Origin of the sequence: Streptomyces sp. NPDC050211 (assembly GCF_040656035.1) — a bacterium.
Lineage (GTDB): Bacteria > Actinomycetota > Actinomycetes > Streptomycetales > Streptomycetaceae > Streptomyces.
This window is the reverse complement of record NZ_JBFALC010000011.1, coordinates 98,031-113,580: the sequence shown is the minus strand read 5'-3', so window position 1 is coordinate 113,580 and position 15,550 is coordinate 98,031. Positions and strand designations below refer to the sequence as shown.

14 protein-coding genes are annotated in these 15,550 nt (G+C 72.4%); 6 read left to right on the top strand and 8 right to left on the bottom strand.

All coding sequences use genetic code 11. The features are described from left to right. Positions 1-111 precede the first annotated feature (111 nt). Positions 112-1,344 (top strand): IS21-like element helper ATPase IstB, encoded by a 1,233-nt coding sequence (gene istB, locus AB0I98_RS14435; RefSeq protein WP_362940423.1) that lies wholly within the window; start codon positions 112-114, stop codon positions 1,342-1,344. Here the strand turns inward: istB and AB0I98_RS14430 are convergent. The 3 genes from AB0I98_RS14430 to AB0I98_RS14420 all read right to left on the bottom strand — a co-directional run bounded on the left by AB0I98_RS14430 (position 1,313) and on the right by AB0I98_RS14420 (position 4,546). Beyond that, entirely contained in the window at positions 1,313-1,543 is a 231-nt protein-coding gene (locus AB0I98_RS14430; RefSeq protein ID WP_210577878.1) for a hypothetical protein, read from the bottom strand. The two genes, istB and AB0I98_RS14430, sit on opposite strands and share 32 nt — an antisense overlap. A 92-nt stretch (positions 1,544-1,635) precedes the next feature. Next, complete coding sequence (locus AB0I98_RS14425; protein WP_282615195.1) at positions 1,636-1,764, bottom strand: hypothetical protein; 129 nt, start codon at positions 1,762-1,764, stop codon at positions 1,636-1,638. A 256-nt stretch (positions 1,765-2,020) separates the two neighbouring features. Further along, entirely contained in the window at positions 2,021-4,546 is a 2,526-nt protein-coding gene (locus AB0I98_RS14420) for a helicase C-terminal domain-containing protein (RefSeq protein WP_362940420.1), read from the bottom strand. A gap of 196 nt (positions 4,547-4,742) precedes the next feature. On the opposite strand from AB0I98_RS14420, the gene AB0I98_RS14415 reads away from it, so the two are divergent. Both AB0I98_RS14415 and AB0I98_RS14410 read left to right on the top strand, forming a co-directional pair. Further along, positions 4,743-5,750, top strand: coding sequence for a hypothetical protein (locus AB0I98_RS14415; RefSeq protein WP_362940417.1), 1,008 nt, complete (start codon positions 4,743-4,745; stop codon positions 5,748-5,750). 40 nt (positions 5,751-5,790) lie between these two features. After that, a complete protein-coding gene (locus AB0I98_RS14410; RefSeq protein ID WP_362940738.1) occupies positions 5,791-6,441 on the top strand; it encodes a haloacid dehalogenase-like hydrolase in 651 nt (216 codons plus the stop codon). On the opposite strand, the gene AB0I98_RS14405 is transcribed toward AB0I98_RS14410, so the two are convergent. Continuing rightward, positions 6,420-6,668 carry a hypothetical protein gene (locus tag AB0I98_RS14405; RefSeq protein ID WP_328362435.1) on the bottom strand — a complete coding sequence of 83 codons (249 nt, stop codon included), beginning with the start codon at positions 6,666-6,668 and terminating at the stop codon, positions 6,420-6,422. The two genes, AB0I98_RS14410 and AB0I98_RS14405, sit on opposite strands and share 22 nt — an antisense overlap. A gap of 174 nt (positions 6,669-6,842) precedes the next feature. On the opposite strand from AB0I98_RS14405, the gene AB0I98_RS14400 reads away from it, so the two are divergent. Then, entirely contained in the window at positions 6,843-7,226 is a 384-nt protein-coding gene (locus tag AB0I98_RS14400; RefSeq protein WP_301981923.1) for a cold-shock protein, read from the top strand. A gap of 38 nt (positions 7,227-7,264) precedes the next feature. On the opposite strand, the gene AB0I98_RS14395 is transcribed toward AB0I98_RS14400, so the two are convergent. The 4 genes from AB0I98_RS14395 to AB0I98_RS14380 form a co-directional block, all read right to left on the bottom strand. Beyond that, a complete protein-coding gene (locus AB0I98_RS14395) occupies positions 7,265-8,113 on the bottom strand; it encodes a 1,4-dihydroxy-6-naphthoate synthase (protein WP_362940414.1) in 849 nt (282 codons plus the stop codon). After that, complete coding sequence (locus AB0I98_RS14390) at positions 8,103-8,792, bottom strand: futalosine hydrolase (RefSeq protein ID WP_362940411.1); 690 nt, start codon at positions 8,790-8,792, stop codon at positions 8,103-8,105. Before AB0I98_RS14390 ends, AB0I98_RS14395 begins: the two co-directional genes overlap by 11 nt. Further along, on the bottom strand, positions 8,762-9,241 hold the full coding sequence (locus AB0I98_RS14385) for a DUF2771 domain-containing protein (RefSeq protein WP_362940735.1): 480 nt from the start codon (positions 9,239-9,241) through the stop codon (positions 8,762-8,764). The genes AB0I98_RS14390 and AB0I98_RS14385 overlap by 31 nt, the downstream gene beginning before the upstream one ends. A 141-nt stretch (positions 9,242-9,382) precedes the next feature. Next, complete coding sequence (locus AB0I98_RS14380; protein ID WP_362940408.1) at positions 9,383-10,804, bottom strand: MFS transporter; 1,422 nt, start codon at positions 10,802-10,804, stop codon at positions 9,383-9,385. Between the two features lie 438 nt (positions 10,805-11,242). Here AB0I98_RS14380 and AB0I98_RS14375 point away from each other — a divergent pair, with 438 nt between their 5' ends. Further along, the gene (locus AB0I98_RS14375) at positions 11,243-12,169 is read left to right on the top strand and encodes a DUF3027 domain-containing protein (protein WP_362940405.1); all 927 of its coding nucleotides are present in this window, start codon (positions 11,243-11,245) and stop codon (positions 12,167-12,169) included. A gap of 78 nt (positions 12,170-12,247) precedes the next feature. Further along, a complete protein-coding gene (locus tag AB0I98_RS14370; RefSeq protein ID WP_362940402.1) occupies positions 12,248-15,364 on the top strand; it encodes a molecular chaperone Hsp90 in 3,117 nt (1,038 codons plus the stop codon). Positions 15,365-15,550 lie beyond the last annotated feature (186 nt).

The window sequence follows — 15,550 nt, the reverse complement described above, 5'->3', positions numbered from 1 at the left end:
TCGTTCCCCGGTCGGGGCCGGGGCGGGTGTCCTGTCGTACAGGATGTCTATTCATTCCTGTGAGTGGTGTGGTTTCACCTGTACGGCGGCGGATGCGAAGAATGGCCGACCGTGCAGATCCTCACTCGTGATCCGTCCGCGCCGCCCACCACGCTGGGCTACGCCCTGTTCGCCACTCGCTGGCTTCAGGCACCGCTCTACTTCGGCCTCGTGGCCGCCCAGGGCGTCTACGTCTACAAGTTCTTCAACGAGTTGTGGACCTTAATCCTCCGGTGCATCACCGGGCAGGCGAACGAGACGTACGTCATGCTCGCCGTGCTCAAGCTGGTCGACGTCGTCATGATCGCCAACCTGCTGATCATGGTGATCGTCGGCGGCTACGAGACCTTCGTCTCGCGCATCGGCCTCCAGGGCCACCGTGACCAGCCGGAATGGCTCTCGCACGTCAACTCCAACGTGCTGAAGGTCAAGCTGGCGACCGCCATCGTCGGCATCTCCTCCGTCCATCTGCTGCAGATGTTCGTGGATGTGCACCACACCGCACGGCACTCGCTGCTGTGGGGGACGGTGATCCATATGGCGTTCATCGTCTCGGCGGCGATCCTGGCGTACATGTCGGGGCCGATGGCCGCGCACGCCGAGCGGGCCGGCCGGCACCGGGACCACCACGAGCACAGGGCGGTCGAACCGCCCGCGCCGACGCGGGCCGCCGCCCCGATTCCGAGCCAGGCGGGGGCGCCCGCCGTCGAGACGGGGGCCGAGGAGCGGATCCGGGACGCCGGGTTCCCGGCGCGGAAGCTGCTGGAGGAGTACGACGCCGAACATCCCCGGGTCTTCGACCGGGAGGCGGTGGCCCGGCTCGGCAAGCTGGACTTCGTCGGGGCCTGCGGGAACGTGGTGTTCGTCGGGCCGCCCGGCACCGGCAAGACGCATCTGGCGGTCGGGCTCGGGGTGCGCGCCTGTGAGGCCGGGTACCGGGTGCTGTTCGACACGGCCGCCGGATGGGCGGCACGGCTGGCCGGGGCGCAGGCAGCGGGACGGCTCGCGGAGGAACTGGCGGAGCTGGATGACTGTCCCGTGCTCATCGTCGACGAGGTCGGATACGTGCCCTTCGACGCGGACACGTCCCGGCTCTTCTTCCAGATGGTGGCGCACCGCTACGAGCGGGGGTCGCTGATCGTGACCGGCGACCGCCCGCTCGAGCGGTGGGACGAGGTGTTCGGCGGCCCGGCCGCCCCGGCGATGGTGGACCGGCTGGCCCACCACGCCGAGATCGTGCGGCTGGACGGGGACAGCTACCGGATGCGCCGGGCTACTTCAGCTTGGACAGGTCGAGGTTGTTGACCAGCGGTTGGGCGAAGATGTGTCCGTCGACGTTGAGAAGGGGCTCGCCGCCTGCCCCGGCGGCCGGGAGCGGCAGCGGCAGCGCGGGAGCCGCCGAGGCCTCGGGCGCCAGCGCGCCGACGAGTGCGGCCGCGGAGACCAGCGCGGCGGCGGACACGGCTACGGCGGCACGGGCGCGGTGGTTGAGCTTGTCACGCATGGGGACGTCAGGGGCCTTTCGCAGAGGGGGATCGATCGGGGTGGGCCGGACCCGGGGACACCGGGACCGGCCCGGGGAGTGCGGGGGACGGGTCAGATGGCCGGTGTCTCGATGATCAGGCCGGCGACGTCGATGCCGATGGCCGCGGCCTGGGTGGCGAAGGCGCCGATCATCACGGCGGTGGCGGACAGGACGGCGGCGACACGACGGGCAGCACGCATGGGCGTGGACTTCCTTTCACTGCGGATCAGGACATCCGTTTGCTGCCCGGCCCTCCGGGCTGGAATGCGGGGTGAGCTGCGCGTTCCCTCATGGGTGGGAAGTGTCCGGCGTGGCGTGCATGAACCTGGGCGTACACCCGTCCGAGGGAAGGAAGTGCCGCGCCGGGGTGTCTGTCGTCTGCGGGTCCGTCGTGGCTGGTCGCGCCCACGCGGCGGAGCCGCATATCGATACAGCCCCGCGCCCCTCTAGGGCGCTCTAGTCGTCGGCGAGTTCCGCGACACCCGTGATCCGGTGCAGCGGATACGTGCGCACTTCATCCGCGGTGTGGTCGTACGCCGTCACGAAGCCGCCCTCGACCTTGATGGGGGCGATGACGCGCTGGCTGGCGGAGCCCTCCGCGTTCACGTAGCCGATCCAGAGGGTCTCGCCGGTGAGGACGGCGGCCTGCATGGTGGCGAGGGTCTCGGCGGAGCCGGTGCGGGGGAGTTCGCCGTTGGTCACGGGGGTCTGCTTGCGCGGGGTCGTGGAGGCGAGGTCGCCCGCCCGGATCGCGCGGATCGCGGCCGTCAGGAGCGTCGGGTCGGGCGCCCGGGGGCCGTCCGGGACCGGCTCGGGGGCCGTGCGCGGCGGGGTGCGGTGGGCGTGGGCGCGGGTGATCAGGACGTCGCCCTCGGCGGATTCGGCGGCCGGCGCGAATCCCATCCCACGCAGGCCTTCCAACAGGGCCGCCGGGTCGGCCTGGGCGGCCAGCACGGTCGGGGCGAGGCGGCGCAGGTGGAGGGCGGCGGCGCGCTTGTCGGCGAGGATCTCGTTCAGCAGGGCGTCGTCGTCGCAGCGGACGTACGCCGAAGCCGCGCCGATCCGTAGATGGCCGTGCCTCCTGGCCACGTCGTCGATCAGGTACGTCAGCGGCTGCGGAATCGGCGTACGCGAGTGCGCGGCGAGGAAGGCGTGCAGGTCGGAGGCGCTGCGGCCGGCGTCCAGCGCACGGCGTACGGAACCGGGGGTGAACCGGTACACCGTCGCCCCGCCCTTCGACTCCACGTCCGCGAGGACGTCCAGCATGTCGGCGAGCGGGCGCTGCAGCGGGCCGGGGGCGACCGCCGTGAGGTCGGCCTGGAGGAGGACGTGGTCCAGCGGCTCCGGGAGGAGCGGGGCGAGGAGCCGGGCGGCGGCCGCCGAGGCGACGGCCTGTTCGGCGGGGGTGAGGGGTTCGCGGGGCGGGACCCTGTGGTGCTTGTGGTGGACGGGGAGCTTGTCGCCGGGGCCGGCGGGCGCGTCCGCGGCCGGCTTGGCGGCCGGCGCTCCGATCAGCGCCCGCCCGTGCGCGGACAGCGCGCCGCGGCCGGTGACGCCGAGCTGTTCCGCCTCCGAGAGCGTCCACCGGGCGAGCCGGGTGCGCAGGTCGTCGTCGCGCTGCGGTGCCCGCAGCGGGCGCTCCCAGCGCAGCCGGGCCAGCACCGACTCGGCGGACGGCGCGGCGCCCTCCGGCAGTTCGGCGAGCAGGGCCAGCACCCGGTGCCGTACCTCCGGCGCGGCGGAGCGGTCCAGGCCGGGGCCGAGGGCCGACATGGTGCGCTCCTTGGCGTCCCGGCCGCCGACCAGACCCGCCGTGCGGGTCGCCGCCAGCCAGGCCTCCGCGAGCCGCACCCAGCGTTGGTCCGCGGGCTGTTCCAGCCACTCGTCATACGCCGGGGTCGCCGCGTACCGCTCGTCCGCCTCACCGTCCGACGCGATCAGGCCCGCCGCGTACGCCAGCTCCACCCAGAACGCCGCGATCGGCTCCGGTACGTCCAGGGCGACGGCCGTCCGCTTCAGGTCCCGGACGCTCAGCCCGCCCGCCCGCAGCACCGTCGGGCCGCCCTCGTCCCAGTCCCTCAGCAGCTCCTCGACGGTCGCCAGCGCCGAGTACGCCTGTCCGGCCGCTGTCGCGTCCACAACCTGTGGACGGTGCGTGGCGGCGGGCTCGACGGGGGGCGGCAGCGGCTCGGTGGCACGGTGGGCGTGGCCGTGACGCAGATGCAGGGCCACCTCGCGGGGGAGTACGACGGTCCCGGGCGCCGTCGGCAGCAGCAGCCCGCGGTCGAGGAGCCAGCGCAGCCGGGCCGCCGGATCGGCGGTGACCTGCCCGTACGGCGGGCCCCAGACCAGGCGGCGCAGCACCTCCAGGGACTCCTCGGGGGCACCGGCGAGCAGGGCCGTCATCCGCTTGCGGTCCTTGAACAGAGCGGTCAGCGCCGCGACCGCCGAGACCGCGTCGTGCGTCGACGCCAGCCCGGCCGCCGTGACGATCTCCTGGATACGGCCCGGCGACATGCCCGACGTCGCCTCCTGCACCGTCGGGCCCAGGCCGGTCGGGGACGGGTGCTGCGGGGACGGGGCCAGCAGCTCGCGGGCCGTACGGACGAGCCGGAGACGGTCGTCGGGGCCCCAGACGAGGGCCTGTTCGCGCAGGTTGGCGAGGGCGTGCGGAAGCGCGGCGGCGACGGTCTGGTCCGCCTCGTCGCCAGTCATGAGGCCGAGGAGTTCTTCGTACGGCGCCGGGTCCGCGGAGACGGCGAGCGCCTCCGCCGTCTGCAGGGCGAAGCGGTCCAGCCGCTCCAGGGCACGCACGACCGAGGCGCGGGTGCCGGCACGGGTCGCGAGCTGCGTGAGGTCCGTCGGGACGGGTGTGATGAGGTCGGGGCGGCTGCGCAGCAGCGCGGCGAGGGCGGCGTCGTCCCGCCCACGGAGTGCCTCCGCGAGTGAACGGGGGGCCGCCGGCTTGTCCTCGGTGCTCATCCGACTCACGGTACCGGGTGACTACGTCGGTTTCGTTGCCGCGGGAAGTGCCGACGGAAGTGCCGCGATGGGCCGTCGCTCGTCTGCGGGTCCGTCGTGGCTGGTCGCGCAGTTCCCCGCGCCCCTTCGGGGCGCTCCTCGCGGTAACGTCTGTCACCACGGGGTTATCCAACGCACCCGCCCCGGAGGGGACTTCGTGGGGATCGAGAGCGACCAGGTCGTCTACGAGTATCTGAGCCGCGTCGGTGACGTGGCTCAGCAGCGGCAGTTGCCGTCGTCCGATCGGATGCGGCTGGTCTCGGAGTTGCGGAACGAGATCGACCGGCGTCGGGCGAAGACGCCGGTGGACAGTCCTGCCGCCGTGCGCCGTATCCTCGCGCGGCTGGGCAGCCCCGATGAGGTCGTCGCCAACGCCGGTGGCGGCGGCGGTGGCGGTGGGCCGCAGGTGCCGGGCGCCTCCGTGCCCGTACAGCCGGACCGGGCGGAGGAGCGGCCCAGGGCCAAGGGATTGCGGCGTGTGGTGCCCCGGCCTCGGCCCGCCGAACCCGTCGAGGGTCCCGCGGATGCGCCCACCCCGCCCCATCTCGCCGGTGCCGACGAACTCGGGAACAGTGCGACGCACCCCGACTGGTGGCGGGTGGACAACAGTCCGTTCGGGGTCGGGGACGAGGTGCCGGGGTTCGTCGGCGGGGTGGAGATTCCGGATCTGCTGAAGCCTCCGCCACCGAAAGAGAGGCCGAAGGAGACCGAGAAGGCTGAGAAGGCGGACAAGGATGTCGTACGGGACGAGCCTGTCTCTGTCGAGAAGGCGGAGAAGGGCGAGCAGGGCGCTTCCGGGCGCCGACGCCTCCGCCTTCCCCGTCCCGGACAGTGGAGCAACCCCTTTCTCCTGCTCGGCGCGTCCCTCCTCGTCGCCGGTACCTTCCTGAGCAACCTGCTCGTGCTCCTCTTCGGCTGGCTCATCGCCTACGCCTCCCGGCGGCTGACGCAGGGGGAGCGGCAGGTGGCGGTCATGTGGCTGCCGGGCGCGGCGCTCACCGCCGGGCTCGTCTGGCTGTGGGGACGCAACGAAGGGCGGTGGGGTGATCCCATCGCCGAGGGGCACATGAACGCCGCCGTCGCCGACACCTGGCCGTGGGTCGTCCGGGGCGCCGCCATCGCCTCCGCGCTGTTCCTGCTGTGGCGGTCCCAGCGGCAGCGGTAGGGCGGGACCGGGCGTCTTGATCGCCGCCCGCCTGGGCACAATGGCCCATATGACCTCTGCCGCCCTGCCTCCCGTCGCCTCCCTCACCGTCGGCTTCGACCTCGACATGACGCTGATCGACTCCCGGCCCGGCATCCACGCCTGCTACCTGGCGCTGGCCGAGCGGACGGGGACGTTCATCGACGCCGATCTGGCGATCACCCGGCTCGGGCCGCCGCTCGTGGACGAACTGATCAACTGGTTTCCGGCGGAGCAGGTGGAGGCCATGGGCGATCTGTACCGCTCGATGTACCCGACGATCGCCATCGCCGCCACGCCCGCCCTGCCCGGCGCCCGCGAGGCGATCGCCGCCGTGCGCGCGGCGGGCGGCCGGGCGATCGTCGTCACCGCCAAGTACGAGCCCAACGCCAAGCTGCACCTGGAGCACCTCGGCATCGACGCCGACGCGGTGATAGGCGACCTGTGGGCCGAGCAGAAGGCGGAGGCGCTGCGCGAGCACGGCGCGGCGGTGTACGTCGGCGACCACATCGGCGACGTGCGCGGGGCCCGTACCGCCGAAGCGCTCTCCGTGGCCGTCACGACCGGGCCGTGCGACGGCGACGAACTGCGGGCGGCCGGAGCGGATGTCGTCCTGCCGGACCTCACCCACTTTCCGGCCTGGCTCGCGGACTACCGCCCGGCGCGCGCCTGACGGCGGCCGGCCGCAATCGACTGGAAGACACCGGCCCCCGCCACCAGGAAGCCGACGCCCATGAGCATGCTCAATCCGAACATGTACGTCGGAAATGGCGTCGTACCGAGGAGAAGCGGGGCCACGGTGACGAGTGTGGCCACGGCACCGGCGAAGAAGACGATGGCTCCGGCACGGACCAGGCGGTCGCCGGGGGCGGCGGAATTCGTTTGGGTTTTGTCACGCACCCGACCAGGGTAGTTCCCTGCGCGAAGGAACAACCGGGTGACGTCTTGTCACCGGGTGGAAGACCATTAGCCTTGGTACCGGCGGGTCCCGACGACCCGCCCCAGTGCTATCAAGAGCAGTTCCCTGGCGTTTTCCGAAGCAGTTTTCCGACGAGTACGAGGACGAGGACAGACGTGCCTACCGGCAAGGTCAAGTGGTTCAACAGCGAGAAGGGCTTCGGCTTTCTCTCCCGTGACGACGGCGGCGACGTCTTCGTCCATTCCTCGGTCCTCCCCGCCGGAGTCGAGACACTCAAGCCGGGTCAGCGAGTTGAGTTCGGGGTCGTCGCCGGGCAGCGCGGTGACCAGGCGCTTTCGGTGACGCTTCTCGACCCGACTCCGTCCGTCGCGGCCGCCACTCGGAAGAAGCCGGACGAGCTCGCCTCCATCGTCCAGGATTTGACGACCCTCCTCGAGAACATCACGCCGATGCTCGAGAGGGGCCGCTATCCCGACAAGGCCGCCGGCGCGAAGATCGCCGGCCTGCTGCGAGCGGTCGCCGACCAGCTCGACGTATAGGACGTAGGACGTATGGATCCTGGAGATCTTCCGGATTTCTAGGGGAAATCCAGCGCACCCGGGCCGAGGGGCGACACCAGCCCCTCGGCCGCCGCGCGGGTCAGCAGGCCCCGGACCGCCGCATAGCCGTCCGGGCCGAGGTCGTGGGTGAACTCGTTGACGTACAGGCCGATGTGCTGGTCGGCGACGGACGGGTCCATTTCCTGGGCGTGCTCCATGACGTACGGGCGGGAGGCCTCGGGGTCGTCCCAGGCGGCCTTCACGGAGGTGCGGATGGACTCGGCGAGCAGCCGCAGCGTGTCCGCGCCCAGCGACTTCTTCGCGATGATCGCGCCCAGCGGGATCGGCAGGCCGGTGGTGTTCTCCCAGTGCTCGCCCATGTCGGCGAGCTTGTGCAGGCCGTAGTTCTGGTACGTGAAGCGCGCCTCGTGGATGACGAGTCCCGCGTCGACCTTTCCGTCCCGGACGGCCGGCATGATCTCGTGGAACGGCATCACCACGATCTCGCCGACGCCACCGTCGACGGAGTCTGCGGCCCAGAGACGGAACAGCAGATACGCCGTCGACCGCTCACTCGGCACGGCGACCGTGCGGCCGGCGAGGTCCACGCCCGGCTCGCGCGTCAGCACCAGCGGCCCGCACCCCCGGCCCAGCGCGCCGCCGCACGGCAGCAGCCGGTACTCGTCGAGGACGTACGGCAGGACGGCGTACGACACCTTCAGCACGTCGAACTCGCCGCGCTCGGCCATGCCGTTGGTGATGTCGATGTCCGCGAAGGTCACGTCGAGCGCGGGGGCGCCGGGGACGCGGCCGTGGGCGAGGGCCTCGAAGACGAAGGTGTCGTTCGGGCAGGGGGAGTAGGCGATCTGCAGCGGCTCAGCGGTCATGCCTGTTCCAACTCTCCAGTACGGGCGCGAGCTTCCCGAAGCCCTCGGTGAGTGCGGCGAGGGCGTCGCCGATGCGCCAGGCGGCGCGGTCGCGCGGGCCGACGGGGTTGGAGACGGCGCGGATCTCCAGCACGGGAACGCCGTGCGCGGCGGCGGCCTCGGCGACGCCGAAGCCCTCCATCGCCTCGGCGAGCGCGGTCGGATGGCGTTCCAGCAGGGCGGCAGCGCGGGCGGCGGTGCCGGTCACGGTGGAGACGGTGAGTACCGCGCCGGTACGGGCTCCGGTGGCTGCCGCGAGCTCTCGTACGAGTGATTCCGGCGGACGATGGGTGACAGCGCCGAAGCCCAGCTCCGTGACCGGCAGGAAGCCGTCGGGTGTCTCGGCGCCCAGGTCGGCGGCGGTGATCTCGTCGGCGACGACGAGGGAGCCGATGGGGGCGGACGGCTGGAAGCCGCCGCCGATTCCGGCCGAGATCACCAGGTCGTACGAGGCTCCGGCGAGGGCCGTTGCGGTGGTGGCGGCGGCGCGGGCGGGACCGACTCCGACGGCGAGGACGTCACCGGGGAACGGCCCCGTGAACGCCCGTGCCACCGCGTCCCGTTCGGCAGGGACGGCGGTGGCCACGAGGACGCGTACGGCAGGCGTGGTCAGTCGTCCTTCTTCAGCTTGAAGGACCACAGGCCGGTGACCGTGTTGCTGTTCTTCTTGCCGTCGGCCGCCTTGATGGAGACCAGGGTCGAGTCGCCCTGGGCGCCGTACTGGGCGTTGAAGAACACGCTGCCCGGGATCGTGCGGTACGTCTTGTCGGTGTCCTCGGTGAGCGGCTGACCGTTCATCAGGATCGTCCAGCGCTTGTCGGCGACCTCGGGGTCGACACCGAAGCGGATGGTCTCGTCCGGGTCCACGGTGATCGACTTGACGCCGGTGTCCTTCAGGCACTTCGTCAGGTCCGCGGACTTGAGGGCCTCGCCCTCACCGCCGCAGGTGGCCTCCTCGCTGACCGAGGAGGTGCCGACGGTGATCGTGGACATCGGGGTCGGCTTGTCACAGGCCGACAGGACGAGCAGTCCGGCGGATACGGCGCCGGCGGCGGCGACAGCGCGGCGGCGTCGCACAGCGGATTGCATGGTCATGGGCGAAGGCTATCGGGCATGTCCTCGCTCCGCTGGAGGCGGGGTGGCGAACCTGCGGGTCGGTGGGGGCTGGTCGCGCCCACGCGGCGGAGCCACATATCGATACAGCCCCGCGCCCCTTACGGGGCGCTCCAGTCACTCCACGCGTGTCCTTGGTGAGCCGCCCTGCCGGGCCGACTTGAGCAGGCCGCGGACCGTGGTCAGCCAGCCGGTGGCGACGATCGCGGCGGCCACCGAGAGGCCGAAGCCGCCCTCGAGGGGGAGGACGATGCCGACCGCGCCGCCGAACACCCACGACACCTGGAGCAGCGTCTCGGAGCGGGCGAAGGCGGAGGTGCGGACCGTCTCCGGTACGTCCCGCTGGATCAGCGCGTCCAGGGACAGCTTGGCCAGCGCCTGCGCGAACCCGGCGGAGGCCGCCAGAACAGCCACCATCGCCGCCCCGAAGAAGATCGCCGCGGCGATCGCCGCACCGAGCACGAACGCCACCACCGTCACGATGATGATCTCCGGTGCGCGTGATCTGAGCCATGCCCCGACCGCCGTACCGATCGCGTTGCCCGCGCCCGCCGAGACCGCCACTATGCCCAGCGACACCGCCGCGCTCTCACCGGTCAGCGGATGCTCGCGCAGCAGGAACGCCAGGAAGAAGATCAGGAAGCCGGAGAGACAGCGCAGAGCGGCGTTGGCGCCGAGGGCGTGGGTGACGGCGATGCCGACGGTGCGCAGCCCGGGACGCTTGACGGGCTTGCGGTGCGGGCCGTGCAGATGCTCCTCGTCGGCCGCGAGCAGCGCGGTGTCCTCACCCTTCGCCGAGTCGACCTTCGGCGGCAGCGAGAAGGAGAGGATCGTACCGGCGACGAAGATCACGAAGGCGCCGTAGAGCGGCCAGCGATCCCCGACGGACTGCAGCCCGGCCCCGATCGGCGCGGCCACACCGGTGGCGAGGAGCCCGCCGAGGGTGACCCGCGAGTTGGCTTTCACCAGCGAGAAACGGGGTGGCAGGAGCCGGGGCACGACGGCACTTCTGACCACGCCGTACGCCTTGGACGCGACCAGCACGCCCAGCGCCGCCGGGTACAGCTCGATGGAGCCGGAACTGACGGCACCGGCCAGGATCAGCGCCAGCAGCGCCCTGGCCAGCATCGCCATCGCCATCGCCGCACGGCGGCCGTGCGGGATGCGGTCGAGGAGCGGGCCGATCACGGGGGCCAGCAGCGTGAACGGCGCCATGGTGATACCGAGGTACAGCGCGACCCGCCCGCGGGCCTCGTCGGTGGGGACGGAGAAGAAGACGGTGGAGGCAAGCGCGACGGTGATCATCATGTCCCCGGCGCCGTTCACCCCGTGGAGCTCGATCAGCTTCCCGAGGCCGGACTCCCCGGCGCCCTGCGCATGGGTGGCCTTCCGGATACCGCGAGCAGCCCCCGTCACCGGGAAGTGCAGAGCTCGCCCCACCGAACGCAGCGACCCACCCACCCGGCCCGTCCCGTTCCGTCGGCTCCCCTTGATCCCACCGACACGGGTGGCACCGTGGGGCGTCCTTGCACCTGCCATTCCGCCATAGTGCCCCGAGATGGCCACGGGTAGTGCGGTTACGGCACGGAAGCGCCGCACTTTTGCATAGTTTCGGTCTCTGCAGCGCCCCGTCAGGGGCGCGGGGAACTGCGCGACCAGCCACAGCGACGCAGCACCCGCCAGACGGCAGGACATGGCACGTCAGAAGGCGCATCAAACACGACCGAGCCTCAACAGCCCACGGAAACCCACGTCGGTGTAGGCCCAGCGCCAGCGAACAGGTAGCGTGCGTAGCGCGTCGTGGCGAACGTTCTCGGCCGCGCGCCTCTCGGTCATCCCGCAGAATGGATGGAGCAGGTGCGCCCGAGCACGATCGGGCGCGGACGTCGACGCGGCCCCATGGTCCGCTCCGTTCCGCCCGACCGCCTTCAGGCAAAGGCGCACCCGAGAGACTGGCGTAGGAGAGAAGCGATACCAGTGAGCGCAGCGACCACGCGAAGCCGCACCCCCGACCGCCTGTGTGCCGAGGCCGTCGACCTCGCCCGCTCCGCCGCCGAGGAGGCCGCCGCGCCCGGCGTCGTCGGCGAGCACGCGGGGCTGGTGTCGGAGGGCGACCGTGTCGTCACGCACTTCTTCGAGTGCAAGGAGCTCGGCTACCGCGGCTGGCGCTGGGCCGTGACGGTGGCCCGCGCCTCCCGCGCCAAGTTCGTCACGCTGGACGAGGTGGTGCTGCTCCCCGGCCCCGACGCGCTGCTGGCCCCCGAGTGGGTGCCGTGGAGCGAGCGGCTGCGCCCCGGCGACATGGGCCCCGGCGATCTGCTCCCCACCGACGCCGAGGATCTGCGTCTGGAGCCCGGCTACACCGGCGAGGACGAGCCGCCGCCCAACTCCGTCCTGTCGCACGAGATGGCCGAGCTGGTCGAGGCGGAGGACGCGGAGGTGACGGCGGGCCCGCCGGCGAACTTCTCCGTGACGCCCTCGCGCGGCTCGATCGCGTCGGTCGCGGAGGAACTCGGCATGCGCCGGGCCCGCGTCCTGTCCCGCTACGGCCTGCACGTCGCAGCTGACCGCTGGGAGGACGCGTACGGCCCCAAGACCGCGATGGCCCAGGCGGCACCGGCGTCCTGCGTGAGCTGCGGCTTCCTTGCGCCGATCGGTGGCGCGATGGGACAGGCCTTCGGGGTGTGCGCGAACGAGTTCTCACCGGCGGACGGCCACGTCGTGTCCCTCGCCTACGGCTGCGGCGGCCACTCCGAGGCAGCGGTCATGCCGAAGCCGCCACGGCCGGCCCCGCCGGTCATCGACGAGACCCGAGTGGACCCCTTCCCGCTGCGGCCCTCCCCGGATTCCGGATCGGTGCCGGTCGCGGCGGACGAGGAGTCCGTGGAGTTGGGACACTCGTAGTCCCGCAGAAAGTCCCAGCGGGACAACACGCCTCCTCAGCGCGATACCTTCATCCTCACGCCGATGAGGAGAGTGATCGTGAGCAAGTTCGTGCGGCCGGCCGCCGAAGGCGCGGACCCCTTCGGGACGGCTCGTCTGCGGCGCGGAGTGCTGGACGCGTGGGCGACCAGCCCGGCCCGGTTCCGTGAGGACGCCAACGCCGAGGAAGATCTCGTCCTCGGCGGCTACCGGGACCGTCTGGTCGTCGAGCTCGCTCAGAACGCCGCCGACGCCGCGGCCAGGGCAGGCGTACCCGGACGGCTCCGGCTCACCCTCCGCGACGGCGTCCTGTTCGCCGCCAACACCGGCGCCCCCCTCGACGCGGCCGGTGTCGAGTCCCTCGCCACCCTTCGCGCCTCCGCCAAGCGCGAGACCGCGGAAACGGCGATCGGCCGCTTCGGCGTCGGTTTCGCCGCCGTCCTCGCCGTCACCGACGAGCCCGCGGTCGTCGGCCGGCACGGCGGCGTCCGCTGGTCCCTCGCCGAGGCACGTGAGCTGTCCGCGGAGACCGCACGGCACAGTCCCGGCCTCGGGGACGAGATCCGCCGGCGCGACGGCCACGTCCCGCTCCTCCGCCTCCCGTTCGCCGCCGAGGGCACCGCCCCCGACCCGTACGACACCGTCGTCATCCTGCCCTTGCGCGACACGGCCGCCGCCGACCTCGCCGAGCGCCTGCTGCACGCCGTCGACGACGCCCTCCTCCTCGCCCTGCCCGGCCTCGAAGAGGTCGTGATCGAGACCGAGGACGTCCGCACCCTGCGCCGCCGCACCGAGGGCGCCCTGACGGTCGTAGAGGACTCCAGGGAGGGCACGACCCGGTGGCGTACGGTCGCCGGGCACGGACCGCTCGCGCCCGAACTGCTCGCCGACCGGCCCACCGAAGAGCGCCTGCGCCCGCACTGGTCCGTCACCTGGGCCGTCCCGGTCGACAGCGACGGCTCCCCGGCCCGCCCGCGCACCAGCGCCGTCGTCCACGCCCCCACCCCCAGCGACGAGCCCCTCGGCGTCCCCGCCCTGCTCATCGCCTCCTTCCCCCTCGACACGACCCGGCGGCACGCGGCCCCCGGCCCGCTGACCGACTTCCTCGTGGAGCAGGCCGCGGACGCGTACGCCGAGCTGCTCGCCGACTGGCGCCCCGTGAGCACCGGCATCATCGGCCTCGTCCCCGGGCCGCTCGGCAAGGGCGAGCTGGACGGTGCGCTGCGCCAGGCGATCCTCCAGCGCCTGCCCCGGACGTCCTTCCTGCCCCCGGCCGCCGAGGGCGATGACGAGGAGCTGCCCGATTCCCTGCGCCCCCGGGAAGCCGAGATCGTCGAGGGCGCCGGTGCCGACACCGTGCGGGTGCTGGCCGAGGTGCTGCCCACGCTGCTGCCCGCCGGGCTCGAACGGCGGGTGGAGCTGCGGACGTTGGGCGTCGCGCGGGTTCCGCTGACCGACGCGATCGACCGCCTCGCCGGGCTGGAGAAGGAGCCGGACTGGTGGCGGCGGCTCTACGACAGCCTCGCGGGCGTCGACCCGGATCGCCTCTCCGGCCTGCCCGTGCCGCTTGCCGACGGCCGTACGACGATCGGCCCCCGGCAGGTCCTGCTCCCCACCCCGGACGCCTCCCGTATCGACCCGGAGATGCTCGCCCGGCTCGGCCTCAAGGTCGCCCACCCGGACGGCGCGCATCCGCTCCTGGAGAAGCTGGGCGCGCTCCCCGCGACCCCGCGCGCCGTGCTCACCACCCCTCAGGTACGGGCCGCCGTCGCCGCCTCCCTGGACGAGGACGGCGGGATCTCCTGGGAGGAGGACGCCACGCTCGACGCCGAGGAGCTGGCCGACACCGTCCTCGCCCTCGTCCGGGACGCGGGGCTGGAGCCCGGTGACGAGCCATGGCTCGGCGCGCTGGCATTGCCGGACGAGGAGGGGGAGTCGGTGCCCGCCGGTGAACTCGTCTTCCCCGGCAGTCCCTTCCACCAGGTCATGCGGGAGGGCGAACTCGCCACCGTGGACGCCGAGCTGGCCGAGAAGTGGGGCGAGCAGCCGCTGGCGGCCTGCGGGGTACTGGCCGGCTTCGCACTCGTACGGGCCACGGACGTGGTGCTGGACCCGGACGAACTGGAGCCGCGCGAGGGTGACTTCGCCGAGCCCGACGACGCGGGACTGCTGGACGCCGTGGACGTCTGGTGCGAGGACATCCTGGACCGCTTCCCGGACACGCCGGTCCCGCCGGTCGCCACGGAGCTGGTAGCCGTACGCGACCTGGACTTGATCGACGACGACCGCTGGCCCCAGGCGCTGGCGCTCCTCTCGCAACCCCCCTTGCGTGACGCGATCGTCCAGCCGGTCCGGATCCTCCTCCCGGACGGCACCCATGAGGTCGTACGTCCCTACACCGCATGGTGGCTGCGCGGAAACCCGGTCCTGGACGGCCGCCGCCCGGCCGGTCTGCTGGCGGCGGGCGGCGACCCCCTCCTCCGCGGCCTGTACGAGGAGGCCGACGCGACCGGGTTCGAGGACGAGCAGGTACTGCGGGCGCTGGGCGTACGGACGTCGGTGTCCGCACTGCTCGACGAGCCGGGCGGCGCCGCCGAGCTGCTGGACCGCCTCGCCGACCCCGACCGCGAGGTCACCGACGCCCAACTGCACGCCCTCTACAGCGCGTTGGCCGACCTCGACCCCGAGCAGGTGACCCTGCCGGACGACTTGCGGGCCGTGGTGGACGGCGACGTGGTCGTCGTGGACGCGGCCGACGCCGTGGTCGTCGACTCCCCCGACCTGCTCCCCTTCACGGAAGGCGTCCCCCTGCTCCCCGTCCGCCCCTCCCGCGCCGCCGAACTGGCCGAGCTGTTCCAAGTCCGGCGACTGAGCGAGTCCGTGACGGGTTCGGTGGACTCCGAGGGCACGGAGCACGCCGTACCGGAGTCGGTGCGGGTGCTGTTGGGCCCGCGAACGCCGGAGTCGTACGTCGAGCACGAGGAACTCGTCGTGGACGGGGTGGAGATCGACTGGCGGCTGACGACTGACGGTGTGCTGCATGCCGCGACCCTGGAGGGCGTGGCCGCGGGGCTGGCCTGGGCGGCCCGGCAGTGGCCGAGGCGGTTCGAGGTGGCGGCGCTGCTGGAGGATCCTTCACGGACGGCGGAGCTGGCTCGGGATCGGTGGTTCGACTGAGATTGGCTGTCCCGTCAACTTCCATTCACTGACGGTGAGTTCGCGAACACAATTCACCGCATCCGTACAACCTTTCACCACCGCCGCGGATCTCCTCACCGGAGTCAACAGACTCCACCATCACTTGGGCCCCCGCGCCGACGACGAGCCGTGAGGAACGACCGGCGTCGGGGTCCGCATACGACG

What these genes read in the sequence shown, in the direction of transcription:
- AB0I98_RS14430 (WP_210577878.1), bottom strand. Translation starts at nt 1,543, where the DNA reads ATGCGTGACAAGCTCAACCACCGCGCCCGTGCCGCCGTAGCCGTGTCC.
- AB0I98_RS14425 (WP_282615195.1), bottom strand. Translation starts at nt 1,764, where the DNA reads ATGCGTGCTGCCCGTCGTGTCGCCGCCGTCCTGTCCGCCACCGCCGTG.
- AB0I98_RS14420 (WP_362940420.1), bottom strand. Translation starts at nt 4,546, where the DNA reads ATGAGCACCGAGGACAAGCCGGCGGCCCCCCGTTCACTCGCGGAGGCA.
- AB0I98_RS14410 (WP_362940738.1), top strand. Translation starts at nt 5,791, where the DNA reads ATGGCCCATATGACCTCTGCCGCCCTGCCTCCCGTCGCCTCCCTCACC.
- AB0I98_RS14395 (WP_362940414.1), bottom strand. Translation starts at nt 8,113, where the DNA reads ATGACCGCTGAGCCGCTGCAGATCGCCTACTCCCCCTGCCCGAACGAC.
- AB0I98_RS14385 (WP_362940735.1), bottom strand. Translation starts at nt 9,241, where the DNA reads ATGCAATCCGCTGTGCGACGCCGCCGCGCTGTCGCCGCCGCCGGCGCC.
- AB0I98_RS14380 (WP_362940408.1), bottom strand. Translation starts at nt 10,804, where the DNA reads ATGGCAGGTGCAAGGACGCCCCACGGTGCCACCCGTGTCGGTGGGATC.